Below are 26,848 nucleotides of genomic sequence, written 5' to 3'. Positions count from 1 at the left end.
GCCGGGCTGTCGGACATGGCTGCCAGTTCATTGCCGCCAGTTCATTGCCGCCAGTTCATTGTCGCCAGTTCCTGGCCTCCATTGCCGCTCTGCAGGCATGCCCCTGTGAGAACACGGGGACATGCATCTGCCATGCAGCTGCGCTCAGAAGGTCATGCAGCTGACATTGACCTGACCGTCAGGCAGTCTCGCGGCGCCGCCTGAGCCTGATGCACAGGCATAGTATGCCTGCAGGCTAAGAATCAGAGGCATTGGCAGAGGCAGCCGGGACGGTCAGGCTGTTTTTTCCAGCACATCGCCCGTGATGGCGTCGAGCAGTCTTATCAGATCCTCTGGTCTGATACCAACCGACATGCCGCGTTTGCCTGCTGAGACCAGTATTTCATCCTGTCCAATAGCTGAGGCGTCCAGAATGGTAACAGTGCGACGCTTCTGGCCAAAAGGGCTGATTCCGCCAACCACATAGCCGGTGACACGCTGCGCAGTCTGAGGATCAGTGGTCTCAAGGTCCTTGAGCTTTGCGGTGCGGGCGGCGGCCTTGAGGGAGATTCTTCCTGATACCGGAACAATGCAGGTCACATATGTTTTGTCATGATGGAGGATGATAGTTTTGAAGACCTTATGCTCATCCATGTTAAGGGCCTGAGCAGCATGGCGGCCAAAGTCATGATTGTCGCTGACATACTCATATTCTTTAAAAGAGATTTTGTTTTTGACCAGAAAGTCCAGAGCCGGTGTTTTCACAGAATTTTCTCCATTGCAGGCCTTACCCGGAAATGGTGCCTGAGGCACTTCTGAGTATGGTCGTGAGCTGATAAGGCTCATTATATGTCCGTATCAGACATACCGTAACCTCACTGATGTACTCCACCGTCTGCAGCTGTGTCCTCAGTGGGGCGCCGGGGCTGTTACCGGAGGTTTGGGATTATGGTGACAAATCAGAGCGGGATGGAGGTAGTGGCGGCGATTTTTGCGGCCTTTGTGGCAGGTATGATAGATATTTTTTTGCACCATGGTGACTGCTGTGAGATCAGTCATGTTTTGCCTGGTATGATATGCGCGATCTGAACCGGTATATGTCATGAACTTTGGCTGTTAGCGGTGCAGAGCGTACAGATAACACATGCAGACACAGACAGTGAGCCACTGGCACGACATCATTACAGGTATTGATGCACGTTTTCAGCAGGCAGCACTTGCTGTGTTCCGTACACACTACAGTGTCATTGAAGTCAGGGGGACTGATGGAAATAAAGCTTGCTTCTTGGAATGTCAACGGCATTCGTGCAGTGGCTGCCAAGCCTGAATGGCAGGAGTGGTTTGCTCAGGATAAGTATGATGTCATTGGACTTCAGGAAACCAAGGCTGAAAAAGAGCAGATCCCTGAAGCTATTGTCAATAAAGAGGGCTATGAGAGCTTCTTTGCCAGCTCCAGGGTCAAGAAGGGTTACTCCGGCACTGCCGTATTTTCCCGTATCAAGCCGTTATCTGTAGAGATTGAGTTGCCTGATCCTGAGTTTCAGGGTGAGGGCCGTATTGTCCACCTTGAGTTTGAGAAGTTCCACTTCTTCAACGGCTACTTCCCAAATGGTGGCGCCGAGGTTTTAGATGAGAATGGTAAGCCTATCAAAGGAGAGTTTAAGCGAGTCCCGTATAAAATGGGTTTCTTTGATAGTTTCTTTAAGTATGCTCAGGAACTGCGCAAGAGCAAGCCTATTGTTGTGTGCGGCGATTTTAATATTGCACACCATGAGATAGACCTTGCCCGTCCAAAGACAAACAAGAATACTACCGGATTCCTGCAAATTGAGCGTGACTTCCTCGACATGTTCACCTCAGCAGGCTATGTCGACACTTTCCGCCACATCAAAGGAAATGAGGAAGGTCATTATTCATGGTGGTCCTACAAGATGCAGGCCCGCGCCAAGAACGTAGGATGGAGAATCGATTACTTCTTCGTCTCCGATGAGCTTAAGGACTGCATCAAGGACGCCTCCATTGAAAAGGATGTCTTTGGTTCCGACCACTGCCCGGTCAACCTGACCCTCGAGCTGTAACAGCTGTAAGAGCAGCTGAAGCATCAGCAGGCTGATGGCAAAGTGGCCGCAGGTTCACGCTGCATAACACGGGGCGCTGTTCTCTTTGAGGACAGCGCCCCGTGCCGTTTCAGGCCCGCAGCACCAGATGCCCTGCAGGCAGCCGGGCTACCTGCTGCATCCGGCTGTCATGTCATGCTGGCTGGAGTGGCGGTGCCGCCTGAACCTGAGTCCTGCTGCCCGTCAGTCAGCCTGCTGGTCAGCCGGGCAATGGTCTTAACCCATGCGCTTAACCACGGACCCGGCTGCGCAATGTGCTTAACCACGCACATGGCTGCGCCATGCTCTGCCCCGCCGCAGAGCCAGACCTTAGCTGCTTTGCTCAAGATGGCCTCTGCCTGAGAGGCCTTAAGGCCCGCCTTAGCCGTTTATTCTTATGAGGCTTCACAGGGGACCATTGTGGGCTGACTGGCTGGTATTCAGTATGGAAAGCTCAGGCGGGCAGGGATATGACGCAGATAACACTTTTGTAATTAGCAACTGTGGTGCGATATCAGCATCCTGGCTTTGGGAGTAAGATAGGAGTAAGGACCGGACGGCTTTCATGCTGTTGCGGATTTGTTAACCGGGTCAACTGACAGGAGTTAATTATGGCTGATAAGACTTACCGTTTTGCCACTGTTGAAGATGTGCCTCTTATCCTTAAATTCATCAAGGATCTGGCTCATTTTGAGCACCTCGAAGGCGAGGTTTCCGCAACTCCTGAGCTGCTCACCGAATGGCTTTTTGACCGCAAGGTAGCTGATGTTATCTTTGCACTGGACTCCAACGAAAACGAAGTGGGCTTTGCGCTCTTCTTCTACAACTTCTCCACTTTCCTTGGCAAGGGCGGTATCTACCTTGAGGATCTCTTTGTAATCCCTGAGTACCGCAAGCTGGGCTATGGCAAGTTCCTGCTGCACTCTCTGGCTCAGATTGCCCTGTCCCGTAACTGTGGCCGTCTGGAGCTGGCATGTCTGGACTGGAACACCAATGCCATTAACTTCTACACCAAACTTGGCTGCAAGGTTATGGATGACTGGACCACCTACCGCTTCTCTGGTGAGTCCCTGATGAACCTCGCCAATGTTTAATGGCAGACAGCTAAAGTCTGATGTCTGAATTATTATGTCTGATAGCTGCTCGCGTCAGGTCAGCGCTGACAGAGGCAGTATGAAGCTCAGCTGAGCAGCAGCGATGGCATGATGGCATACTGTTGTAACAGCGTAATACACCAGTCCGCACACCATGCCAGGCCGCGCCATACCATGCCATGTCACGGCCGGGCCGTCCTGAGGTGCGACCGGGCCCGGCACTAAAAAATACCGCCCCTGAACTGTACATGCAGTAACAGGGGCGGTATTTTTTTTGCCTGTTGCTTGTCAAAACAGCATAAATATGGGCGTTATCATGTGTTTGATAGATACATAAAGCAGGCAAAGAAAAAGGACCATGATGGTCCCGCAAGTGCTGGTCAGAGTCTGTAGAGACTGCCTTGATAAAGCTGATATACAGGCCATATTTATTTTGCAGGGCCCATAAAATTTTAAAGCTGCAGCCAGAATCCGCATTCCGAACTGCAGCCCAAGTGCTTCAGGTAAATTGTATCAATACCATTTGAGCTATGCAAGTACACAGCTGATTCTTTTTCATATACCTGTAATTTTGTTTCCCGGGCCGCGCAAAGGCATATTGACATGTGTCGATGCCATAGGGCTGGACAGTATATATTTATCTGTTTCCAGGGGAAAATGCAGCCCCCAAAGCTACTGTGATCTTTATGAACAGCATGAAGCTGATGCGCTGAGTGTACCGTGTCAGTACACATGTGGGCATGTCAATGCATTTTCGGACATGGCAGCTTGCTGCCTCCTGCCAGTGCCAGGACCAGAGGCTGAGCTGCAGCGTGCCAGTACCAGAGGCTGTGCTGCCGCGCCAGTGCCGCTGGAGAAGAGAGGAGTACACCGCATGAGGGACTGGAGGGGCGCTCAGTATTGCCAGGGCACAGTGATGTGGGGGCTGCAGGGTCGCATTGTTGTGGTGCACTTTGTGGCCGTGCATGGTTATGGTACGTGATTTGTGCGTCAAAAAGGTGCGATAAAGGGGCCTGGTCATGGCTAAATAGGGCGGGCGGCTTGTTACTTTCAGATCATGGTCATACAATGGATACATATTCTGCAGAGCACAACTGTCACTGTTCTCCAAAAACCAGTAGTGTTTCCAAAGCATTGAGGACGGTACAGGTAACTGTGCAGATATTTCTGATCAGCTCCTGTCATGTCAGGCTGACTGTCAAACAACAACATAATGGTGCTCATCGGGCCTTTTATGGGCCTTTGTTTTTTCTGCAGCACCAGTGCACAGTGCTCCCGGAGCCGGGAACAGTGCAGGCAGCAGTCCCGGACAGGCGTTAACTGCCAGTATCCAGGAAACTGAGGGCGGCCCGTCAGGGCCATAATCTTTCCTTGTAACAAATCATTGGAAAGTTGAGTAAGGCTGTATCAGAAGTGACGACGACAAGGCCATTGAGGCTGCAATACTCTCCTGATTCTCTTTGAGAGCAGGCAGGGAGCCCTGGTGGTCAGTAATCCAATCAGACTAAAAGGCATGGCCCGGACCGTTTTTGCGGAAAGGACCTGAATAACAGATGAAAGCACGCAATCTTAATAATTTGCCTGCCGCTGCACACTGCAGTCGCAGATCAGACGTTATCTCAATGAACAACGGTGTCGCTGACACTGGCCGATTTAGCTTTGGATCCGCTGCTCGTTATCACTACTGGTATTACTTTAACTACAACTACTAATAAGGCGTTTTAACCATGAACCTGATTAATGAACCAATGATTCCACAGCCTCCTCTCTACCGCGACGGCATCGTGGATACAAGGATAAATAACGTGTTACCTTTACTTCCACCAGTGGCTATTATCGAAAAGTTCCCTACCACTGAGTCAGCTGACCAGCTCGTATTTAATACCCGTAACAACATTCACAATATCATGCGCGGTCAGGATGACCGTCTTGTAGTCATTACCGGCCCTTGCTCCATTCACGATCCTGTAGCTGCCATTGACTACGCTCAGCGCCTGCTGCCATTACGTCAGAAGTACGCCGATCAGCTCGAAGTTATCATGCGCGTATACTTCGAGAAGCCTAGAACTACTGTGGGCTGGAAGGGGCTTATCAACGATCCTCGCATGGACAGCTCCTTTGATATCAACAACGGCCTGCGTATTGCCCGCAAGCTGCTGGTAGATGTCAATGCCATGGGCGTTCCTGCAGCTACCGAGTTCCTCGACATGATCTCTCCTCAGTACATTGATGAGCTGATCTCATGGGGTGCTATCGGTGCCCGTACCACCGAGTCACAGATTCACCGTGAGCTGTCCTCAGGCATGTCATGCCCTATAGGCTTTAAGAATGCCACCGACGGTTCCACCCGCATTGCTGTAGATGCAGTTGTTGCAGCCCAGCACGAACATACCTTCATGACTGTTACCAAGATGGGTCACGTAGCTATCGCTCATACCCGTGGTAACGATGACTGTCACATCATTCTGCGCGGCGGCAAGGAGCCAAACTACCACTCAGTAGCCGTAGCTCAGGCCTGCGAGCTGTTAAAGGCTGCAAAGCTGCCAGAGTCCGTGATGATCGACTTCTCACACTCTAACAGCTCCAAGCAGTTCAAGAAGCAGCTTGATGTCTGCCATGATGTTGCTACCCAGATTTCTTCCGGTTCCAACAAGATTTTCGGCGTAATGATCGAAAGCAACATTGTTGAGGGCCGTCAGGATCTGTGCGAAGACCTGTCCAAGCTCGTATACGGCCAGTCTGTAACTGACGCCTGCGTAGGCTTTGAAGATACCGAAGCCATGCTTGCCGAGCTTAACGAGGCCGTGCTGGCACGCCGTGCCCGTAACAAAGCACAGTAGGGGCCGCCCCCTCAGGTATTAAGGGGATGATGCCGCTGTGCATCACTCTTCTATGCCTGTCCTTTTAGTCGAACACTCATAAGCCTGACTTTGACCAAGCCAGGCTTATATAGTTTTTGGGCCCCCACAATCGTTTGTATGCACGCTGGGCAGGCCGCAAAAAGCCCTGAAAAACAGCCTTTACGCAGTGCATACGGCACGCCACGGCAGGTAAGCAGCACAGTTGCTCTGCAGTTCCGATGGTCGCTGCAGCCAGTGACGCAGTACAGTTGCTCTGCAGTTCCGATGGTCGCTGCAGCCAGTGACGCAGTACAGCTGCTCTGCAGCACCGCCGATTGTCGGTGCAGCAGCACCTGCTGCAGTCAGTTTCAGGAGCTGTCCAAAGGGTTACAGATATTACCGGTCAGTACTTATTTACATTGATATTTTGCTAGACTGACTACTGATTTTCACAGAGCCCGTACATGGCTGCACAGTCAGGGCGGGCAAGAGAAACAATTCAGCCCCTTCATGGCTGCCAGGCCAGAGGGAGATAACACGGCATTAGAGAGGAACACATGCAGGCTTTATCACTGGAGAAAGACAAGATTAAGATCCTGCTTCTGGAAGGCGTAGACCCAAGTGCGGTTGATACCTTTAAGAAAGCCGGCTACAACAATGTTGAGTATGACAAGAAGGCCTACGATGGTCAGGAGCTGCTCGACAAGATTGCCAATGTCCACTTCATTGGCATCCGCTCCCGTACTCAGCTGACCAGGGAGGTTCTGGAGCACGCGCGTCGTCTTGTCGGTATCGGCTGTTTCTGTATCGGTACCAATCAGGTAGACCTTGAGACTGCTGCCAGCCTCGGTATTCCTGTATTCAATGCTCCTTTTTCCAATACCCGCTCTGTAGCTGAGCTGGTAACAGGCGAGTATCTCCAGCTGTTACGTGATGTTCCTGCCCGTAATGCCCTGCTGCACCGTGGTGGCTGGAACAAGGTTGCACACGGCTGTTTCGAGGCCCGTGGCAAGACCCTCGGTATCATCGGTTACGGTCACATTGGTACTCAGGTAGGCATTATCGCTGAAGGCCTCGGTCTTTCCGTTATCTACTACGATATCGAGAACAAGCTCAGCCTTGGCAATGCCCGTCAGGTTGATACCATTGATGAGCTCTTTGCTCAGGCCGACATCGTTACTCTGCATGTTCCAGAAACCGATGACACAAAGAACATGATTGATGCCAGTGCCTTTGCCCGCATGAAGGATGGCGTGTTCTTCGTCAATGCCGCACGTGGCACTGTAGTTGATGTTGATGCCCTTGCTGATGCCCTGCGCTCTAAAAAGGTAGCCGGTGCTGCTGTTGACGTATTCCCTGTTGAGCCTGCATCCAATAACGATGAGTTCAAGTCACCGCTGCGTGAGTTTGACAATGTCATTCTCACTCCTCATATTGGCGCTGCTACTGAGGAAGCTCAGTGCAACATCGGTATTGAGGTGGCCCAGAAGCTTGCTCTGTACTCTGATAATGGTTCCACCCTGACTGCAGTAAACTTCCCTGAGGTTTCTCTGCCAGCCAAGCGTACCTCTGTATCCCGTCTGCTGCACGTGCACAAGAACATACCGGGCATCATGCAGAAGATTAACGAAGTCTTCGCCAGCCAGAACATCAACCTTGCGGCACAGTACTTGCAAACAAGTGGTGATGTAGGTTACGTAGTGATGGATATTCACTCAGAAACCCCTGAGACCATTGTTCCATTACTCAAGGAAATTCCAGGTACTCTCAAGTGCCGTATCCTGTTCTAAGCTGATATCTACGGGCTTTAAATCCCATCTGTCAGATAACAGGTCCTTTCCTGCAAAAGCGCTGCCCTCACAGGACACTACGACCGGCCATGGTGAAATGTTAATTTCACAACAGCGTGTCTGTAGCTGTCAAAAAACTGTGAACAGCGCTTTTGGCATATCTGCACCGCAGGTCCTGATGTGACCGCTGTTGTGATCTGATCAGTACAGCTTAGCGGCAGCAGAGTAACCCCAGGATTTTGTAGATTATCCAGAGTGAAGCTGCGCCATGCTCAACAGATTTAGTAAACTTTCATCCACATCACTGGCCCTGCTGGTCAGTGGTTTTCTGGGCTTTGTTGCTGCTCCGGTCCATGCCGCTGATCCTCAGGTATCAGACGCCAACCGCTGGCAGTTTACTGAGGATCCTGAGTACAGCTATAACAAGGGTTCGGCCTCCAAGCTTATCAGCATCAAGGAAGCCGTACTGCACCATACTCTGGGCATCAAGATTAACCGCAGCATGATTGACAGCTTTACTTTCAAGGTAGGCTGTATGCTGCAGAATCCAACTCCTCTGATGGAGCTGAGAGTCAACAGCCTCGATATCCGTCTGTTTGACTCAGTCAATGATTTCGTATTTGCCCGTTTCGTTGTCGACAAGGGGCAGGAATACTCCCTGCGCGGCGACCTTGCCGGCCGTAATCGTATTCTCTTCGCTCCGCTTACTGAAAATCAGGAGCGCTCCTTAAGTGATCTTTTCCTGCAGATGCGTGAGGGTGGCACCCTCAAGATTGCTCTGCTGCAGGGTGCAACAGCCAAGGTTCGTGTTTACGAAGTTCCTCTGGCCGGTTTTATGGAGCACTCTGATGCTCTCGTGCAGAGCTGTCAGAATTACAACCGTGCATGGCGTGGTGAGCGTACTTATCTGCCTGACTATATGGGCCGTGAGCCGGAGGGCTATGCACCTAAGGACTACAACCTCAAGGAAGATGAGGAAGAGGTCATCGATCCAAACGCTCCTAAGCCAGTAGTGGTTGAGGAGACAGTTAAGGAAGAAAAGCCTGAAAAGGCTCCTCCACCTGAGGTTATGCCATTTGCTCCAGGCGGCGGTCCAGCCAGCATTGGCCCTGATGGTCGTCCTGTCGGCGCTGCTGGTGGTGTGAACACCGGTACCGCAGGCGCAGCTGTGGACAAGTCTCTTGGTAATGCAACAGGTCCAATGCAGATTGGCCCTGATGGCCGTCCAGTCCAGCAGCCTGCCCAGCAGCCAGCTCAGCAGGGCGCCGCACCGGCACCTGCACCTGCACCAGCCCCGGAACAGGCTCCAGCTCAGCAGCCAGGCCAGCAGCCAGGTCAGCAGAGCCCACAGCCGGCAGGTAACAACGCTGCAGGCGATCCAGGCGCCATGGACATTTTCTAATCCGAGCTTAAAGCATTCCAAAACAAAGGGTCACCGAAAGGTGACCTTTTGCTTTATGGAGAGCACACTTTGAACTGACCAGCCAGGCAAGCAGGCAGTCGGCCAGCAATGCAGTCAGCCTGGCAGAAGGCCTGCAATGCAGCCAGTCTGCAGGCAATGCAGCGAGGCTGTCTGCCCGTAGCCGCTTATCAGACACCAGGCAGCCGGGGATGCTTATGCGGCTAAGCCGCATGTCCTTATACTTGAATATGAAGCGCAGCATGCAGCCTTGCCATAGCATTGCTCCTGGTCAATGCTGCAGCGTATTTACTGTCTGAGATGCCATGATCAGCATGGGCCTGCAGGGGCGTTTAGAACAGGGGATTTGTTACGTTCTGAGATGGTCCTTGAACGTGACCTTTCGACAGGCAGTGAGCCTGATTTTTTGACAGGCAGTGCGTGACTGAACTATTGCAGGCAGGAGGATTGTTCCTGAACCTTAAGATGCACTGGTAGATGTCTATGACGGGCGCTTAAGGGAATTCAGGACAGATGCTGGTAAGGATATGAGTGCTGGCCCAGAAATCCGTACAGCGCAATGATGGAGCTGCTAAGCAGGATAGAAGTCAGTTGGGGTCGAGGGCTTTAGCTTTAATGGGAGAGGAATGGCTGTAAGAGCCGAGAGGGCGGCAGCTGGTGCCGTGATTTTGCGGGACGTATAAACGAAAAAAGATGCCTGAAGCATCTTTTAGGGTGGTGCCCAGAGCCGGGGTCGAACCGGCACGGATGTTTAGTCCGAGGGATTTTAAGTCCCTTGTGTCTACCAATTTCACCATCTGGGCTTAATCTTTTGCTGTCGGTCGTGACTGACAACGCACACCATTATAGTGATTATTTAACTTCATGCAAGCATTTTTTAAAAAATTAACCAAAATTTAAGCAAATAACCCCACAGTTGTGGGCTGCTCTTTGCGCGATTGAGCAAATTGGGCTATTCATACCGGCATGCATGGCAGAATCACTCATAGTCACTCATTGCAGAAGCTTGCTTTATCGCTCAGATGAGCTGGCGCCAAACCCCTGCCTCCGCAGGGGAGCAGACTTTTATGACTGCAAGTTGTCAGGGCCCAGGGGCGATTGACTGTCCAGGGATGGAGGTAGAGTCTGATGCTGAGTTCTGGTGAGTATTTGTGCGGAGGTATACCTGCTGATACTCATGTAGTTCAGGTCGGCCAGACTTACGGAAAGCCAGTTCTTAAACTAAAGCTATCCCTGTTTTCTTGAATATATCTTTGTTCAGACAGCCAGGATTCAGGCTGCACAGTCGACAGCTGTAAAGACAGATACCAGGTAAATAGCTGCTATGTGAAAGGTCGAGATGTGACTGTATGTGACTGCATTGGACTGTACTGGAGGTGATGAAGTAGTAATGGATTGGATGCAGCAGGATTGAGTCGGAAAGGATAGGAAAGGATGGGATGAGATTGTATGGTATTGGATGAGATGGGATGGGATGAGATGGGATGAGATGAGACGGGATGGGATTAGGTCCGAAAGAAGGGGATGAGGCGAGATGGGGACAGTCTGGCCAGGCCCGGCCACATCAGGCCATGTCTGCCCAAATCCGTTCAGATCTGCTCCGGGGATGGGGATTGTAGTTTACAGGGGCCATAAACGAAAAAAGATGCCCTAAAGCATCTTCTTGAGAGTGGTGCCCAGAGCCGGGGTCGAACCGGCACGGATGTTTAGTCCGAGGGATTTTAAGTCCCTTGTGTCTACCAATTTCACCATCTGGGCAAAACTCTGATGTTGTCTGGTCGCCGACAACGCACCTAATTATAGAGATTATTGGCCGCTGTGCAAGTGTTTTTTTGAGCGAAAGGCCAACTGTCATCAGACTGCCATATTCCAGGCAGGATTGCTAAGGACTTATGTGTTTTATAGTGCAACTGCAGATGCCTCGGCATACGGGAAAAGGCGATGAGCTTATGTACATGGCCGCTCACTGCATACATCAGGCACGGCATTACGGGCTGCTGTGCACCCCTTTAAGGCTATGCTTACTGGGGCTGCACTTTGCAGGTAAGGCACAGCATTATGGCAGTACTTTATACCCCTGTGCGTTGCCGACCTGGTGAAGACGTTTGGACATAAGGAGGCCTGACGGGTCGGCCTGATGAGGTCAGGTACAAGGTCAATACTCTGCACTGCATGGCACCAGGACTGCACTTTGGCATGACCGTACTCGAGCATGACTGCACTTCATAATGGCTGCACTCAAGCATGACTGCACTTCGTAATGGCTGCACTCAAGCATGACTGCACTTCATTATGACTGCACCTCAGCATGACCCCACAGCAAGATGAAATTGCGGCGGCATGGCTGCATTGCAGGTACTCGTGGTCTTGATTAGGTAATCTGCAGGCAGGGCAGCTGCATGCTGGAAGGTGTATGTGATTTGGTGGGCTTTGATTGCAGGGAAAGGGTAGAAAGGGCCTGATTGGGGCTTAGACCTGGAGTTGCTGAAAGCTTGGCAAGATGGGGCCTGAGCGGCCTGTTTTTTGGCAGGGCTAAAATGAAAAAAGATGCCTGAAGCATCTTTTTTGGAGTGGTGCCCAGAGCCGGGGTCGAACCGGCACGGATGTTTAGTCCGAGGGATTTTAAGTCCCTTGTGTCTACCAATTTCACCATCTGGGCATAATTTGTTGTCTGGTCGCCGACAACGGTGCACATTATAAGGATTTCACTGGCGCAATCAAGGTCTTTTTTAAAATAAATGTAAACAGCAGGTCAAAATCTGACTTTTCGGCTGCCATGAAAACGCTTTGTTATTGATGTATTTATATGTATCTATATAAATGACGGTATAACCGACTAAAGGCTGAATATGGTCAGATACGTGAGTGTATTAAGGTTATTCAGTTATGAATGATGCAGTGACAGGTGGGCTGGAAACTGTAGACAGGCGCTCTCTATTTGTAGATTTTCACCTGTAGCGTGGGAGGATGACATTCCGGGGCAGGTGCCCCGGGATGACATCAAAAGCATCTGCTTCAGTACAGGCATAAGACGGTGCTGACATAAGGAATTACTGACTTTATGCTGCCTGTCATGCTGTGACTGAGCACAGCAGAGCCGGTTGATGGCTGAGCTGGAGTTTCAGCCAGCATGGCGGCTTACTGCTGGATATTCTGACCTTCCTCTTCACGTGGCTCTTCGCCATCGCTTTCTGGGGCGGAGCGGTTGGTCATGGCGTTCTCAAGAGAAATGGACATCTCAAGAATGTGGGCGTCCATCGTGTTCTCGTACTTGATCTCTACGTCCTGAATGTCGACCAGAGGTACGTACTTCTTGATCACTTCCATTATCTCCATCCTCAGCTGAGGAAAAAAATCTGGACAGTTTGTACCTGCTCGATCATTTACAAGAAGTACATGCAGACGGTTTTTGGCGGCCTGCGCTGTGCCAGTTGGCTGTGCAGCCGGCTTGCCTGCAGATGAGGACGTTGAAGAAATAGCTGACTTAATCAGATTAAGGAAAGACATTGTTGCTTGTCCTGTGAATTTTCTGAGCAAATTGTGAACATTGCACTGTGCCTTACTGTCTCTACTGTCCCTTGCGGGACTTAATTACGGGCATAACAGCAATGAAATTATGTTCGGGCTTACCCATGGGGCGGCTGTCACACAAAGATCCCTGTCAGTAACCGTGGCTCTGAAAGACTTACCCTCACCTTCAGATACAGTTCGTAAGCTTATAACGCCTGTGTTCTGACGGTTCTGGTCTGGGCGATGTGTGACTTTACTGTTACTTATTTCAGTATCTGCATGTCATGTGCTCAACCTGATTTTGCCTGAGAGCCGCTGATTGTACGGCCAGTCGGGCATGTAAAAGTTCAGGTTAGGGCACATATGCCATTTGTCTGCATTTGTCATCGCCATCGCTATGGCCTTTTCCTGTGCCTCAGGTACCGGCCTTGCAGCCAGTGAAAGGGCACTGGTATGGTTTCAGGCATCTGGCTCATGCTTGATCCTGCCTTGCAGACTCACAGCTGTTTTGTCAGCAACTGCTGAAATATGAAGCTCTTATGAGCTGATTACCTTGCTAATGCCTGCTGCATTATCGGCCTCAGTGTGAGAGCCTCTGGCTGTCGGTACAGGCGTAGTCGTTCACTGAAGAACAGGCTGCGGGTAAACAGTCAGCCCATAGTTTCAGTTTCTGTAGCTGGCGAAGCTGAGTATGCACGTGCATGAACGGGATACTGATAAAGGGCAGATTAAGAACCGGGCTTAATGATGCCCATGGCAGAGTATTTACTGCCCAGGGGTGTAAGCCGTGGCTTATTTACCTAAAAGCTTCTTGAAAAATGATTTCTTTTCGGTAGTAAAGCGCATTGGGACTTCATTACCCAGAATACGGTCAACAGTGTCCTGATAGGCCTGACCGGCGTTGCTCTTCTTGTCCATGATGATGGTTACACCACTGTTGGAGGCAGTAAGAACCTCTGCAGACTCAGGGATTACACCCAGCAGCTGGATGGTAAGCAGTTCCTGAATGCTCTCCAGTGACAGCATTTCCTCACGGGCAACTCGCTCAGGGTCGTAGCGGGTCAGCAGCAGCTTAGGAATTACCGGATCCCAGCTGTTTACAGCGCGACGTGACTTGGCGTCGATAATGCCAATGATGCGGTCAGAGTCACGTACTGAGGAAACCTCAGGGTTGGTGGTGATGATCGCTTCATCAGCATAGTACAGGGCAATCAGCGCACCGGCTTCAATGCCAGCCGGGCTGTCACAGATAATGTACTCAAAGCCCATCTCTGACAGCTCAAGAAGAATCTTGCCTACGCCTTCGTAGCTCAGGCTGTCCTTATCCTTGGTCTGGGAGGCAGCAAGAATACGCAGATTGTCTGAGTGCTTGTCCTTAATAAGAGCCTGGTTGAGGGTAGCATCACCATGCAGTACGTTGATCAGGTCATAAACTACACGGCGCTCACAGCCCATAATCAGGTCAAGATTACGCAGACCGACGTCAAAGTCGATAACTACTGTCTTGTGACCCTTTAAGGCCAGACCGGTGGAGATAGCGGCTGCAGAGGTTGTCTTGCCTACGCCACCCTTGCCTGATGTTACAACGATGATCTTGGCCTTGAATTTTTCGTTAATTGGGACATCGTCCTGGTTAGACACTCTCTGGTTCTCCTTCTTTCTGGTAGTGCGGGCTGTTCCGCGAGCAGCAGTCTTTTTGGCCGGAGTTGCCTTCTTTGCTGCAGGAGCTTTTGTTTCAGCCTCTACTTTGTTCTGGTCATCTTCAGATGAGTCATCATTTTCGGCTGAATCATCTTTTTCTGTCTTTGCAGACCTGGCTGTTCTGGCAGATCCCTTTTTGGTATCTGCACTCTTGCTCTTGGACTTGCTGTCATTATCAGCTTTGTCCTTGTCAGTTTCAGCCTCAGTCACGGCCTTTTCAGATTCATCATCTGCGCTTTCATCAGCTTTTTTGTCGGACTTTTCTGAGCTGGAGGCATCAGCAGCCTTGTCATCGCTGACAGTATCAGCAGCCTTGTTATCCTTATCGGCACTGTCGTTATTGCTGTCAGCAGCCTTGGTCTGTTCAGCCTTGTCAGTGTCTGTTACGGTGCCGGTGTCGGCCTTGCCAGCAGTAGAGCTTTCAGACTTGTCTGAAGCTGCATTGCTTTGAGCGGTCAGGGCAGTATCCTTTTCTGCTTCAGCAGACAGGCCTGCGTCATTCCTGGAGGTATAGGTCTGAGCTCTGGAGTTTTTCTTGGAACGGGCCATTTAATCTTACCTTGGCAACCTGTTGGTGAAAAATTTGGTAATGGCAGGCATATGCATGTGCTCATGCCTGATGAGGTCCTGTGCTGCGCATAATCACGGGCAACGCTTTGACCGGCGCAGGACAGGGACCATGAGATTATTGATCGTTGTTTGGGCTGTATTCCCGTCATTCCTGTGTTATTGAGGCCTGCTGACTGTTATCCTGCAGGTGTTGACGGGTACTGACTGAGGATGCTTCCTGAAGTCTGTTACAGAGCATATTGCGCTCTTTGCCGCATTGTCCGTCAGGCTTTTGGGCCTGGCTGGGGGCGCTGCATGCTGATCAGGGAGTGCCCGGCAAATCAGTCGATCACGCTCTGATACTTAAGATTGGTATCATCAAGTGAAATTACAACGCCGCGATTTTTGTTGCGCACTGCAGTAAGCAGTGGATCGTTGTAAAGATCCTCGCCTGAGCTGTAGTTTCCGGCAATTGCGACAACGCCTGGGTTGAAGTTGCCCTGAACATGGATAAGAGAGTCTGCCATTCCTGGATCATCGTCATCCATTGGTGCGCCGGCAAAGAGGTCAGCCTCGTTTACATTGCCGAAAACAAAAATGTGGTGTGAGGCAATGATTCGTGCATGAGAACCAAGCGAGCCGTATATTGCAATGGAGCTGTTCTGGGCACTGATTGACTCACCTGAGCGTACATTGCGGCGGATGATTTTTACCGGACCTGGTACCTTTACTTCGTAAGGCACCTGCACTTCATAAGGCTTAATAATAGGAACAGGGACCTTAACTTCGATAAACTGGGTAATGATCCTTGGCTTGAGGTTGGACTCACGGATACGGTTGTAGCGTGAGGAGTTAACCACAGGAATACGGCGACGGGTCAGTGATTCGGCGCGGTCCTCGTTGACCACACCAGTTACGCCGATTAAGAAGAGCTCATGCTCCCGGCAGACGCTCTGCAGTGTCAGAAAGTCAAAAGAGTTGAGGTTACCAACGTCTTCGACATTGAGTACTACAGGTGAGTTGCGCCATGTTCCCATGGAGCCGTCAATTTTTGAGGCCAGGATTGACTCAAGCTCAGCGGCAGTACCTTCACGTATTTTTATGACGGCTATGGAAAAACCTGTATGGGAGATGTCTCCCAGAGGAATTACCTTTTTGCTACCTGTTGGCGCTGAGTCCATTATCAAAATCCTTGTTATTCTGAAATTTCGTATGCTGACCGGATGTTACAGCAATAGCGCAGTTAATGGTTTCTGCAAAATTCAGTACGACCTGTCTTTATGAACTATGCCAGGTTCCTGAGGTCAGGAGTCAGCTCAGGCAAATATAAGACGTAAAACGCCTTTCTCATGCCTTTGCAAGCCCATGACAAGCAATTTTTATGCTGTATCTTAGTCAAATCACTCGATTCTAGCACATCATAACATTCTATCACAGTTTTACTGATGGCCTCGATGGCCTGTATATAAGGAATACAGGGCCAAACGGCTCTCTTTCCCAGCTGCTTTACCAGGGAGTTTGCTGTGCTGAAATCATGCTCCAAAGCCGCACTGGCCAGATTTACAAGTACATATTAATTACCTGAGAGCAACTCCCCCGACCAGCATCCTCCCAGACAACTGCGCAGTCCAGTGCAGAATCCTGTTCACGACAGGATGCTGTTGCCCGTGCACCATCAGATTGCCGGGTAGTGCATCATCAGATGGGCTGCCCATGCGCCATCAGATGGGCTGCCCAGCACCGACAAGGTGGGCTGCCCGTGCAAAAGCACAGCAGCTCTGCATCTTACACAGCGGCGTAGCATGTATAAGCAGGGAGAGAGCGATATACATGTGGCGGCTGTGAACAGTCAGTTAAGATGACAGCGAGCTTGTAAGTTAAGGTGCCGCTTTGCAGGCAGGCAGGGACAGACAGGTGGTCATGCAGGGACAGGTCAGCCGGTAAGGCATGCAAAATCCTTTTTTCAGGGCAGTTGTGATCAAGTCAGTTGCACCTTGGGGCATGGGTAATCATAATAGGGCCATGGAAATTAAGTGATGAGGAGCACTTTCAATGGACCGTCTGGTATACGTTTATAAGAGCAACAAGAAGCTGCGCAGCTTCCTTTATATTGTGGAAAAGGACGTTTTTTCCCATATTCCATCAGGTCTGATGGATGCCTTTGGTGCTCCTGAGTTTGTCATGGTCTTCAAGCTCCATGCTGACCGCAAGCTGCAGAAAATCTCCCCTGAGGAACTTAGCAAGGCTCTGGATGAAAAGGGCTTCTTCCTGCGTATTGACCTGCAGGATGAAGAGGAGAACATGCTCAATCAGGAGCGCAAGCGTCTGGGCCTGCCTCCACTTGAGCGCGAGCAGATTGCCGATTATTTCCACTAGATTTCGGAATATGGGGCTGTCCTGCAGATGCAGTTGAGTTGAAGCTGCAGGCGGCCTCCATTATCCAGGTTCTGAGCCGCAAAAGAGCGGCTGACCTGATCACAATAGAAAAAGCGCCCTTTCATGGCTGGTGAGAGGGCGCTTTTTTCGTATCGTACCGACAGTTAAGCATTGTGCAGTTCAAAAGGCTGCTGTTGGGACAGCAGTCTCATGGCTGATACTGCCTTATGACTTAAGGGCTGGCCCGGCATAAGGCATGGAATCAGCTATTGCATCAGCCCTGACATAAGCCGGTCATAGGGCATGGCATCAGTCTGGTCATAGAGCATGGCATAAGCCTGGTCATAGGGCATGGCAGCAGCCCTGACATCAGGACTGGTGAACTTACTGCAGGGCCGTCATGACTTGCCTGCGGCCGTTACATTTTCTTCTTGCTCTCTCCTGTCTTGAGCTTGCTGAGCTGATAGCACAGCAGAGTGTAGTCCCTGGTCTGCTTGCGGTCCCTGGTGAAGCGCTTAATCTTGGTAGTGAGGCTGTTAACAGTCTCAACAGGACTGATAAAGCTTTCATCATGAAGCATGTTTTCAAAACCTACCTGTCCAAGGCTGTCGCCCTTGAAGTTCTCGCAGTCCATCACACCGTCGGTATACAGCAGGATGCTGTCGCCATCATCGATGCTGAATGTCATACTCTTGAAGTTCTCAGAGGCAGCCGCACCGATGACAGGTGCGGTACGGCAGTCAATGTAGTCAAAGCCCTGCTCCTTCTTGTAGATAATAGGCAGGTTGTGACCGGCATTGAAGTACTCAACATTACCGTTGCGCTGGTCAACTATGATGATGCATACAGAAGTCAGAATGGACTTTGGATTGTTATCCACAATGTTCTGATTGAGCTCCTGCATGGCTCGTCCCAGAGGCAGTCTGATGGACTCGGACAGACGTATAAGCTGACGTATCAGAGCAATATTGATTAGAGCAATATTGGTTGAAAGGGCACCGGCATCATTTATTGATCCGACAAAAATGGCCAGGCGGTGGTCACCAAGCTCAAAGACATCATAAAAGTCCGATGCTCCCTGGTAACAGGCCTCAGTATGGACATTAAGGGTATTGCTGAAGCTCTCCTTGAGGAAAATCTCACGGTTGACCGCGCTGTGACGCAGCTGGTCAATATAGTGCTTCTCGCTTTCCTCCATGTCGCGTGCCTTGTTGATCTGGAGAATTTCCTGGATCGACTGGTACACGGTTTTGCCCATCAGTCTTATGTGGGACGACAGTGCGCCGATTTCGTCATTGCGCTTAGGCAGGCTGTCGCATATACGCTGCAGCAGGACGGGATCCTGAAGCAGGGTTGCAAGATGCTTAATCTTGTTATTGATAAGCTTAATATCATCAGCATCACGGCTGGTCGTTTTGACCAGAACAATGACAATAATAAGGGCAAAGATCAGACCTGCTATGCCCACCAGTGCCAGGAACCAGTACAGCTGGGAGGTCATGCGGCTGTTATCGCTGTTAATCAGCACAAACCAGTTGTAATTCTTGAAGGCTCCCAGCGAGGCGTACTGACCGGTATCAGGGTCATAAAACTGAACAGCACCACGAAGACGGGCTTCGAGAATCAGATCCTCGTCAAGCAGGGAGACAATATCGTCTCTGTTCTTGAGAGTTCCTGCCAGAGGATTGAGATCAGAGTCGATCAGGGTGATGTTATACGGACTGGTAATGCTGTTGGACAATACAGTCTCATTAAGAGAGTTTGATATAAGGCGTTTGAGGGTATCTTCCTGCTGTTTGAGCTTGGAAATGTCGGTAATGATGACTATGAGCTGATTGGAGCTCAGGCTCAGTGGTGCCACAATGGCAAGGAAAGCACGCTCATTGTTTACACTGTGACGCCTTTGCGCCTGACGGTAAGAAAGCGGCTGTTCTTCTGCAGCTTTGGCGCCGGTGGTTATGGCATCAGTTTCATTTTCAGCCTGGGCGCCACTACTGGAAGAGTAAACATCTCTTTGCTGTAGATAATCACGCTCTGCTGCAATGGATGCAGCTGTTGAGTAGCGCAGGTTACGTTCCTGGATGTCGTTGTTAAAACGAGGGTCATCATCATTAAAGGCATGATTGTGACCATCATCTTTGTGATGCGGTCCACTGGCCTGAGAGTCTGAGACGACAGTGCCGCTTTTAATAACAGAACCGTCACTGTCCAGCCCAACAATGTTATCAGCAGTTACAGGTGATCCCATGTTTGCAGAGATAAAGCTGTCACCGTCTGAGGTCAGGACGTCAACGCGATGTATATCTTCGTCTTCTTCGTACTCACCTGACAGGCGGTTATACATGCCTGGAGCGACCGGACTGTCATCTGTATCAGCATTACGTACGCTTTTGAGAATAACGAAGAAAGAGTGATCAGCATTGTTGTTGTTATAAAGAATGTTGCTCAGTGTTCGCTCATCATTGGCCAGCTCATCAAGGAGTACACGGTCCCGGTTCTTGATGAAAATGTCCTGCTCAGGATTTCTGGTATTGATGGAAAAAGCAATGAAGCCCAGCTTGTTTAGCTGAGTCAGATGGCTCTGCAGCTTGATTCTGTTGTTATTGAAGTCAGGGCTTTCAGCACCAATGAGAAAGGACTCATTTGGATCATCAGCCGGCCTGATAAAGAAATTGCTGTAGCGCTCAAGGCTGCGGTCAACAATAGGACGACGAATACTCAGAGAGTTGTCTTCCTCATTAAGGTCAAGATCTCCCGAAGCAACAGCCTGAGCGGCTGCAGCAGCAACATCAGCATCACCAGGAGCCCTGATGGCATCGCCAAGATTGCGGGCGGATCCATGAATGCCTGTGCCGGATGGAGTTGATGCAGAAGGGCCATAGCCATCATTGGAGCTGGTGCGGCTGAGCTGAGGAATAGGGCTGTAGATAATGCCAAAGTTCTCAGATACTGCCTCCTTTTCGGCGGCAGATGAGTGAGCAGCCTTCTCGGAACTTGCTGCAGAGGCAGCAGTGCCTGGAGCAGATGCGCCACCTTCAGTCATGCGTCTTGCCAGGTCCTCAAGGCCAGCGAGGCCTGATTCCTCATGTGCCTCACGAACACCTGGTGATGAGATGACATCGGAGCTTTCCACTGCGTGTACGTCAGAGACTGGGTGAGAACTGGCGGTATCGGATTCACCTGTGACATCAGCATCATCGGTCTGAGCCGAACCGTTATCCAGCTGACGCTGGCGCTCTGCCAGCAGTGAGCTGTCAAACAGCGGATCGAGTTTAACAATATTGCCGCCGTCTTTTTCTTCTTCAACAGGACCGGCGGTCACCTGATCATTTTCCCCACCTGCAGCTGAAGCATCCTTGCTTTTATTCTCCATGCTGTGAGCCAGAGACTCGAGGTAAAGGTCAGATGAAGTGGCGCTTTTATCCATGCCCGGGACGGATGCTGATCCTGTTTTGACGTAATCAGGGTGATACCGTCCTGCAGGGGTGTACTGGTTTTTAAATGGAGCTGCGCCAATAGTGGCCAGACCGCCCTGACTTATGGCATCTACTTTCTGACCTTCACTGTTTACAAAACGGGATGGATCTGAGGCTGTGTCGTGGGCAGCATCAAGAGCTTCGGCAAAACTGGTGCTGTTTTCGGTATGGCGGGCATCCAGAGGCATTGGAATGGTGACATCGCTGCCATCATACTGACTCTGGTACGTAAAGTCGCCTGAGTGAGCTTTATCAAGAGCCGAAATAATAGAGGCACCAGTAGTGCCGTCCAGCAGCGCTACAGTTTCCTTGAGGTCGGTAATATAAGGAGAGTCAACACGGCCAGTATTACGGTTGATGGTTGTGCCCTGGCCCGTGGTACCGGCTGAGTCATTAAGTGGGGCTTTGCTCCTGTCATCCCGCTCCAGACGCGATGGCGGTATGGTCCTGCCGCTGTCAGTATTTTCCTGATTGGATGCTACAGACATGGCGTGTGGAGATGGCGATGGCGCAATAAGGGCACTGCGGGCATGCGAGGCTGACAGGTTGAGATCAGCTACACGGGTGTACTGAGCTGAAAGATCAACTATGCGATAGAGGCGGAAGAGCTCATTTCTGATTATGGAAAGGTTGGAAAGCTCGGAAACACGCGAGTAGAAGATGCTGTTTTCCAGATCCTGGATACAGAAGTTAAGGGCATGCTGCTGCTGAAGAAACTGTTCTTCCTGCTGTCTTTTATCCCAGTAGCCATAGCTGATGAGGACCATGCCCACAACAGGGATGGTCAGGCTCAGGGATGATACAAGGAGCATGCGGCTCTTAAGTGAGGTGATATTCAAACGCATGATATTCCACGCCTGAAAATGTTGATTCCTGGACCGTCTCAAGCAGATAAACAGAGACTTGTTATGCAGAAAAAGGCCTTCAATCGAAGAGGTCACTGAAAAGGCCGTTGCTCAGCCCACTGCACAGGCCGTTGCACAGTCCACTGCCAGTCAGACAACTGCCTCAACGGCAGCCAGGTCGGCAGCAGGCAGCCGACAGCCCCTCCAGCCCATTGGTTCGAAAACCGATAATCACAAAGCTGACGGGCTCAACAGACTGCTGGTTAAGCAGCCAAATGTCTGAACTGCCCTGTGTTTAAGGCAGGCCGACACAGCTGTAGTCCATACACTGAGCAAACTGTCTGATATGCCTACCAGAGGTCGGGTCACACCTGCCATGTGATCGGGCATCAGCCTGCGGTCAGGCCTTATGTCTGTCGACCAGGATAGCCAAACTGCACAGCTTAATCAGCTGGACAATGATGCATAGGACAGCTGAGTGACTTCCTTACAGGATATATGTGCTGATCCGGAATTGCGTTAAGGCGGTCTGCATCTTATCTGATTACTGTAATGAGAACAGTTCTGTCTTAGCAGATGTAGTGTTTAAATTAATTTCAAACAATGAGAGACCGTCAGGCTGCTCAGGCTGGTTTCCAGACCACAGGCTTTTGTTGGATCCTGGGCTCAGATTCATTCCTGTTGCGTCATTTAGGGATTGAAGCGGTAATGCTTTTGTCGTTACAGCCTGCTATTAGCTGCAGGAGCTTAGTGCACTGAAATGACAGTGCATGAGCAGACACCAGCTGTGTTTAACCAGAAAGTGACTTGAGTACTGGCCGACAGGGCTGAACGGCTTATTAAATCAATATTACGCAAGCTTTGACAGTCGGGCAATAACTCCCGGGGTTGTACACTATGCTGCGTTAAGGAAATTGCCGTGACTCAAGTAAGACTCCTGCCTGAGCCGGGCTGCATGCGGTAGACCATTCTTGAGGCCTTGGATCTTTCATATGTCATGACATGACAGCGGCGGTATTGGCCTTTACCTGTGCCCGGTCAGCTGGAATGTTTTAACACAGGAAGCTCTGTGGCAGCTGATCAGTCACAATGAGCTCAGAATAGAAAGATCATATTACTTTTGACCCAAAAGCCCCTTTATTTAAAGTCAAAAATCCTACTCAGATCGCCTTATAAGGACTTTTTAGGGCAGGCTGTGGTTAAAACTCTCTGTAACATATCGATATATCTATAATGCACTGTACTTAACATCCTCCTTGAGCTTCTTATGAGCACCATGGCCACCTTTCCAATATTCGCATCATCCCGCTAAAAGTCATTGCAAACCTGTGAGACAAATGGTCATGAACAGGTGCAGCTGACCATATTGCCGGGCGCAGTCAAAGCAAATATGGCTGGTTTCGTACGCTCATGGCATCTGCAGGAGCCAGCTTGCATAACAGGTACATGCTGGCTGCAGCTCGGGTGCATACCAGTTGCAGCTCGGGCGCATGCTGGCTGCAGCTCGGGTGCATACCAGTTGCAGCTCGGGCGCATGCTGGCTGCAGCTCGGGTGCATACCAGTTGCAGCTCGGGCGCATGCTGGCTGCAGCTCGGGCGCATACCGGTTGCAGTTCGGGCTCATGCTGGCTTCAGCTCTGGCGCATGCCGGTTTCAGCTCGGGTACATGCTGGCTGCAGTTCGGGTGCATACCGTTTGCAGCGCAGCTGCATATTGGTTGCATAGCTGGCCCATGCCTGGCGCAGTCGGGATCGAGGCTGAGTACGTGGCAGACTTTGCGGTTGTGCAAGCTGTCGAGATCGCGGTTGCGCAAACAGTTTTGTGCGAGGTCACGGTCGTGCTGGCGGGCGCGCAGTGGTCGTGCCTGCGGGCGCGTGCACAGGGTCAGCTCTGGTATTTGAGTCTGCGCCTCTGAGCTGTAAGCAAAAATCTGCGCCTGTGCAGCATAAGCTGTGTGCATTAATCGGGCGTGTGATGGAGATCTTGCTTTAAATTGCAGCAAAATTGCATTTTCAGTGGGGAGAAATACCGTAATTGCGCGCTTTCGCTGTGCATATAAAACTAAAATTTGAACTTAAAAATGTAACGAAGAAAAATAAAAGCATAGTTTCAGCTACAAGAGGATGCAATCTATGCGATGTGAATTTTGTTCCATCATGGTCGCTGCTGTGAGCATGATGATCTGTGGGGCCGCTTCGGCCGAGCCTCTGGCAGGGGTCGCTGCCGAAACCTTAAGTTCCATGACCAGTCTTAATGCACGACTGCAGTCGACCCCAGATAATATTATTGATGCAGTTACACAGGTCAGCACAGCTGAGCCGTCCAGGGGCCTGAACAGTTTTGAAATGGCCAGCCGTGAGCATCTTAGTCTGGATGAGGGGCACTACGGTTATTCAGGTGAGATCAATGACTATGCCCTTACCGAAGAGGCACTGCGTAATGCCGCAGATATTATCCAGAAGCTGATAAGTGATGAATTTGCCGCAGCTGAGCAGATAGAGCGCTACCAGCAGCTGCACAGCGAGTCCAACAACGATTTTGAAGCTGATAGCAAGGAAGCAGACAGCACATATGACGAGGGGGCAGCTGCTGCGACACCTGCAGAAACAGCTGTAATTTCAAGCACAACAGCAGCTGCAGATTCAGCAGCTGAAAATGAAAGCACAACAGCAGCTGCAGATTCAGCAGCTGAAAGTGAAAGTGCAGTGCAGTCTGCTGCAGCGCCTGAAGGACCGGACAGTGCTGCCAATGGTTTTGTTATTGTCTGTGCCATCATGGTCATACTCATGTCAGTCCCGGGTATCGCGCTATTCTATGGTGGCCTGGTGCGCAGTAAGAATGTGCTCTCCATTATTCAGCAGAGCATAGTAGCCTTTGGTATCTGCTTCATCTTATGGTTCCTGTTCGGGTACTCATGGGCATTTGGTCCTGCAGATGCCGAAGAAAGCTGGTTCTCTTTGATCTTAGGTGGTAACGACAAGATCTTTTTGAGGGGCATCACTTCGGAATCATTATCAGGCTCCCTTTCTGAATTTGTATTTATTGTATTCCAGGGCGCTTTCTGTGCTATTTCAGCCTGCATTATCGTTGGAGCCACCGCAGAACGTATCCGTTTTGGCGCTCTCATGACCGGTATTGCCATATGGGCAGTCTTTTCCTACTTCCCTCTGGCTCACATGGTATGGGGCTTTGGACTTATCGAACATCTCTTTGAGGCCTGGGATTTTGCCGGCGGTACCGTAGTTCATATTAATGCCGCCGTAGCCGGTATTACGGCAGCCCTGATGACAGGTCCCCGTATTGACCTGCACCGCACTGCCATAACTCCACACTCTCTGCCTTTTACCTATACCGGCTGTGCCCTGCTTTGGATAGGCTGGTTTGGTTTTAACGCCGGTTCTGAGCTTTCACCTGATGGTGTAAGTGCTCTGGCTTTTATCAACACCGTTCTGGCACCGGCAGCAGGAGCCCTTACCTGGTCACTTGCCGAGAAATTTTTCAATGGCACTACATCATCACTGGGTTCATCATCAGGCGTACTGGCAGGACTTGTTGGTATTACCCCGGCCTGCGCTTATGTCAGCCCTGCAGCCTCAATCATTATAGGTGTACTGGCAGCCTTGCTGTGCCTGTGGGGCGTAAGAGGCTTCAAGCGCATGACCGGAGTCGATGACAGTCTTGATGTCTTCGGTGTCCACGGCCTTGGAGCCATTGCCGGAGCCATACTTACCGGTATCTTCTGTTCCCCTGATCTGGGTGGCACCGGCTTTAAAGGCTCTCATACCGGCATGTTAAGCCAGACAATGGGTCAGATAGGAAGCATCATTATTACAGTTGCCTGGTCAGGAGCAGTATCAGTAGCTGCGTTCTGGATTGCAGGAAAACTGTTTGGCGGTCTGCGCGTTTCAGGTGAGGACGAGCGCATTGGACTTGACCTGACCTGCCACGGTGAGCGCGGCTATACCTCTTAACTTTTCAGACTGTTGTCTGTCACCTCAATATTCAGCCCCCAGTCTCCTGCAAGACTGTGCGAGAGATGGCAAAGCCATGACAGAGCAAGATGCATTGCCCTGTCAGAGTCAAAGGCCGCACCGGCAAGTCAGGTCGACACTGCTGGTCGAGTCTAAGGCCTCAGGTATAAAACCGGCTGCAGCAATGACCGGAAATGCCTGTGGCTCTGGCAGTTGCTCTTGCAACGGCAATTACAAGCCAATTGCAATTGCCGTGTCAATTGCTGTCGCTCTGGCTGTCGCACAGCAATAAGCGTGGGAGTTGGGGGAACATTGGCCATGTCAGACCTGGCTGACAGACAATCAGTGAGCCATACGCCGGAATCACACCATCCGGTATTATCAGTATGAAAGGAAAGGATCATCAGCCTTTCATTTTCCCGGGCAATGCGTCCCGGGATTTTGCATATTTAAGAGACGCAATAAGCAGCAGCTGCAGCAGCGGCAGCTGCTGCAGCGCTGCGCATGGTAAAGACTGGGGAATGTCGGCCGGGAGCAACAGCGGCTTTGGGTACAGGAGTGAGGGCGCGGCAAGTATTCGGCTTAACAGTGTGCTGGCACGGGATGTCACAGGCGGCCCGGGCCTGCAAAGTTGATCAGGTTTTTCCCTGGTACAGACCAGGTTACAGTATTTTTCTGGTGTAGAGCTGGCATTGTCGGTGGCTTAAATATGTGGGGGAGTCAAAGTAATGGTACTTATTGGTGGTTAACAGGGATTTTTTGATGGGGTGATACTAAAAATTACAGGCTGTCATGAACTTTTTTTAAAAAATTTTCAGGGCGTGATTCAGGTCACAAAAGCTCATACGCATGGGGTTTTAGCCCTCCCCATGGGCTGTAGAATATTAAGTTTGTATGAAAAAACTTTAAAAAAGCTGTTGACGTGGGGTTGGAAATCATTAAAATACGTCTCCGCTGTCACGCACTGAGGCGTGAAGCTGCAAAAGCCCGGCGCTTTTGAGTTCTTTAAAAATCAGTAAGTACAGACAATCTGTGTGGGTTCTTTAAGTTAAGAACTTTGAGTTTTGCCAACAAACTGGCAACTGGTTACAGTTGCACTTCAAACGAATCATTAAAGTGAAGAGTTTGATCATGGCTCAGATTGAACGCTGGCGGCAGGCCTAATACATGCAAGTCGAACGGTAACAGCAGAGGAGCTTGC

General features: G+C 50.6%; 12 protein-coding genes, 3 tRNA genes and 1 rRNA gene. 8 read left to right on the top strand and 8 right to left on the bottom strand.

From position 1 onward, the window contains the following. Window positions 1-273 precede the first annotated feature (273 nt). Window positions 274-825, bottom strand: a complete 552-nt coding sequence (gene ybaK / locus MXE39_RS03750; protein WP_246977400.1) for a Cys-tRNA(Pro) deacylase — start codon at window positions 823-825, stop codon at window positions 274-276. 419 nt (window positions 826-1,244) lie between these two features. Here ybaK and MXE39_RS03745 point away from each other — a divergent pair, with 419 nt between their 5' ends. The 5 genes from MXE39_RS03745 (at window position 1,245) to MXE39_RS03725 (ending at window position 9,201) form a co-directional block, all read left to right on the top strand. Next, window positions 1,245-2,057 (top strand): exodeoxyribonuclease III, encoded by an 813-nt coding sequence (locus MXE39_RS03745; protein WP_246977399.1) that lies wholly within the window; start codon window positions 1,245-1,247, stop codon window positions 2,055-2,057. A 629-nt stretch (window positions 2,058-2,686) separates the two neighbouring features. Beyond that, complete coding sequence (locus MXE39_RS03740) at window positions 2,687-3,169, top strand: GNAT family N-acetyltransferase (RefSeq protein ID WP_246977398.1); 483 nt, start codon at window positions 2,687-2,689, stop codon at window positions 3,167-3,169. 1,727 nt (window positions 3,170-4,896) lie between these two features. Further along, complete coding sequence (gene aroG, locus MXE39_RS03735) at window positions 4,897-6,009, top strand: 3-deoxy-7-phosphoheptulonate synthase AroG (protein ID WP_246977397.1); 1,113 nt, start codon at window positions 4,897-4,899, stop codon at window positions 6,007-6,009. A gap of 557 nt (window positions 6,010-6,566) precedes the next feature. After that, window positions 6,567-7,799, top strand: coding sequence for a phosphoglycerate dehydrogenase (gene serA, locus MXE39_RS03730; RefSeq protein ID WP_246977396.1), 1,233 nt, complete (start codon window positions 6,567-6,569; stop codon window positions 7,797-7,799). 268 nt (window positions 7,800-8,067) lie between these two features. After that, window positions 8,068-9,201: a hypothetical protein gene (locus tag MXE39_RS03725; RefSeq protein ID WP_246977395.1), complete on the top strand. Its 1,134-nt coding sequence runs from the start codon at window positions 8,068-8,070 to the stop codon at window positions 9,199-9,201. Between the two features lie 733 nt (window positions 9,202-9,934). On the opposite strand, the gene MXE39_RS03720 is transcribed toward MXE39_RS03725, so the two are convergent. The 6 genes from MXE39_RS03720 to MXE39_RS03695 all read right to left on the bottom strand — a co-directional run bounded on the left by MXE39_RS03720 (window position 9,935) and on the right by MXE39_RS03695 (window position 16,160). Beyond that, a tRNA-Leu gene (locus MXE39_RS03720) sits at window positions 9,935-10,022 on the bottom strand. 867 nt (window positions 10,023-10,889) lie between these two features. Continuing rightward, window positions 10,890-10,977, bottom strand: a tRNA-Leu gene (locus MXE39_RS03715). An 813-nt stretch (window positions 10,978-11,790) separates the two neighbouring features. Continuing rightward, a tRNA-Leu gene (locus MXE39_RS03710) sits at window positions 11,791-11,878 on the bottom strand. A gap of 479 nt (window positions 11,879-12,357) precedes the next feature. Then, window positions 12,358-12,726, bottom strand: coding sequence for a cell division topological specificity factor MinE (minE, locus tag MXE39_RS03705; protein WP_246977394.1), 369 nt, complete (start codon window positions 12,724-12,726; stop codon window positions 12,358-12,360). 795 nt (window positions 12,727-13,521) lie between these two features. Beyond that, a complete protein-coding gene (minD, locus tag MXE39_RS03700; RefSeq protein WP_246977447.1) occupies window positions 13,522-14,346 on the bottom strand; it encodes a septum site-determining protein MinD in 825 nt (274 codons plus the stop codon). A gap of 974 nt (window positions 14,347-15,320) precedes the next feature. Next, window positions 15,321-16,160, bottom strand: a complete 840-nt coding sequence (locus MXE39_RS03695) for a hypothetical protein (protein WP_246977393.1) — start codon at window positions 16,158-16,160, stop codon at window positions 15,321-15,323. Window positions 16,161-17,031: 871 nt separating this feature from the next. Here MXE39_RS03695 and MXE39_RS03690 point away from each other — a divergent pair. Next, entirely contained in the window at window positions 17,032-17,355 is a 324-nt protein-coding gene (locus MXE39_RS03690) for a YcgL domain-containing protein (RefSeq protein ID WP_246977392.1), read from the top strand. Between the two features lie 418 nt (window positions 17,356-17,773). On the opposite strand, the gene MXE39_RS03685 is transcribed toward MXE39_RS03690, so the two are convergent. Then, window positions 17,774-21,676, bottom strand: a complete 3,903-nt coding sequence (locus tag MXE39_RS03685; protein ID WP_246977391.1) for a SpoIIE family protein phosphatase — start codon at window positions 21,674-21,676, stop codon at window positions 17,774-17,776. Window positions 21,677-23,808: 2,132 nt separating this feature from the next. Between MXE39_RS03685 and MXE39_RS03680 the strand changes: the two genes are divergently transcribed. Beyond that, on the top strand, window positions 23,809-25,647 hold the full coding sequence (locus MXE39_RS03680; protein WP_246977390.1) for an ammonium transporter: 1,839 nt from the start codon (window positions 23,809-23,811) through the stop codon (window positions 25,645-25,647). Between the two features lie 1,113 nt (window positions 25,648-26,760). After that, window positions 26,761-26,848 (top strand): 16S ribosomal RNA (locus MXE39_RS03675); the annotation flags it as partial.

The organism is Anaerobiospirillum sp. NML120511, from assembly GCF_023050955.1.
Lineage (GTDB): Bacteria > Pseudomonadota > Gammaproteobacteria > Enterobacterales > Succinivibrionaceae > Anaerobiospirillum.
The sequence above is the reverse complement of the archived record's forward strand: the minus strand, read 5'-3'. Positions and strand labels throughout refer to the sequence as shown.

Bases quoted from the DNA above. Each gene is read 5' to 3' on its own strand.
- serA (WP_246977396.1), top strand. From the start codon at position 6,567: ATGCAGGCTTTATCACTGGAGAAAGACAAGATTAAGATCCTGCTTCTG.
- MXE39_RS03745 (WP_246977399.1), top strand. From the start codon at position 1,245: ATGGAAATAAAGCTTGCTTCTTGGAATGTCAACGGCATTCGTGCAGTG.
- ybaK (WP_246977400.1), bottom strand. From the start codon at position 825: ATGAGCCTTATCAGCTCACGACCATACTCAGAAGTGCCTCAGGCACCA.
- MXE39_RS03690 (WP_246977392.1), top strand. From the start codon at position 17,032: ATGGACCGTCTGGTATACGTTTATAAGAGCAACAAGAAGCTGCGCAGC.
- MXE39_RS03680 (WP_246977390.1), top strand. From the start codon at position 23,809: ATGCGATGTGAATTTTGTTCCATCATGGTCGCTGCTGTGAGCATGATG.
- MXE39_RS03725 (WP_246977395.1), top strand. From the start codon at position 8,068: ATGCTCAACAGATTTAGTAAACTTTCATCCACATCACTGGCCCTGCTG.
- MXE39_RS03695 (WP_246977393.1), bottom strand. From the start codon at position 16,160: ATGGACTCAGCGCCAACAGGTAGCAAAAAGGTAATTCCTCTGGGAGAC.
- MXE39_RS03740 (WP_246977398.1), top strand. From the start codon at position 2,687: ATGGCTGATAAGACTTACCGTTTTGCCACTGTTGAAGATGTGCCTCTT.
- minE (WP_246977394.1), bottom strand. From the start codon at position 12,726: ATGTCTTTCCTTAATCTGATTAAGTCAGCTATTTCTTCAACGTCCTCA.
- aroG (WP_246977397.1), top strand. From the start codon at position 4,897: ATGAACCTGATTAATGAACCAATGATTCCACAGCCTCCTCTCTACCGC.
- MXE39_RS03685 (WP_246977391.1), bottom strand. From the start codon at position 21,676: ATGCGTTTGAATATCACCTCACTTAAGAGCCGCATGCTCCTTGTATCA.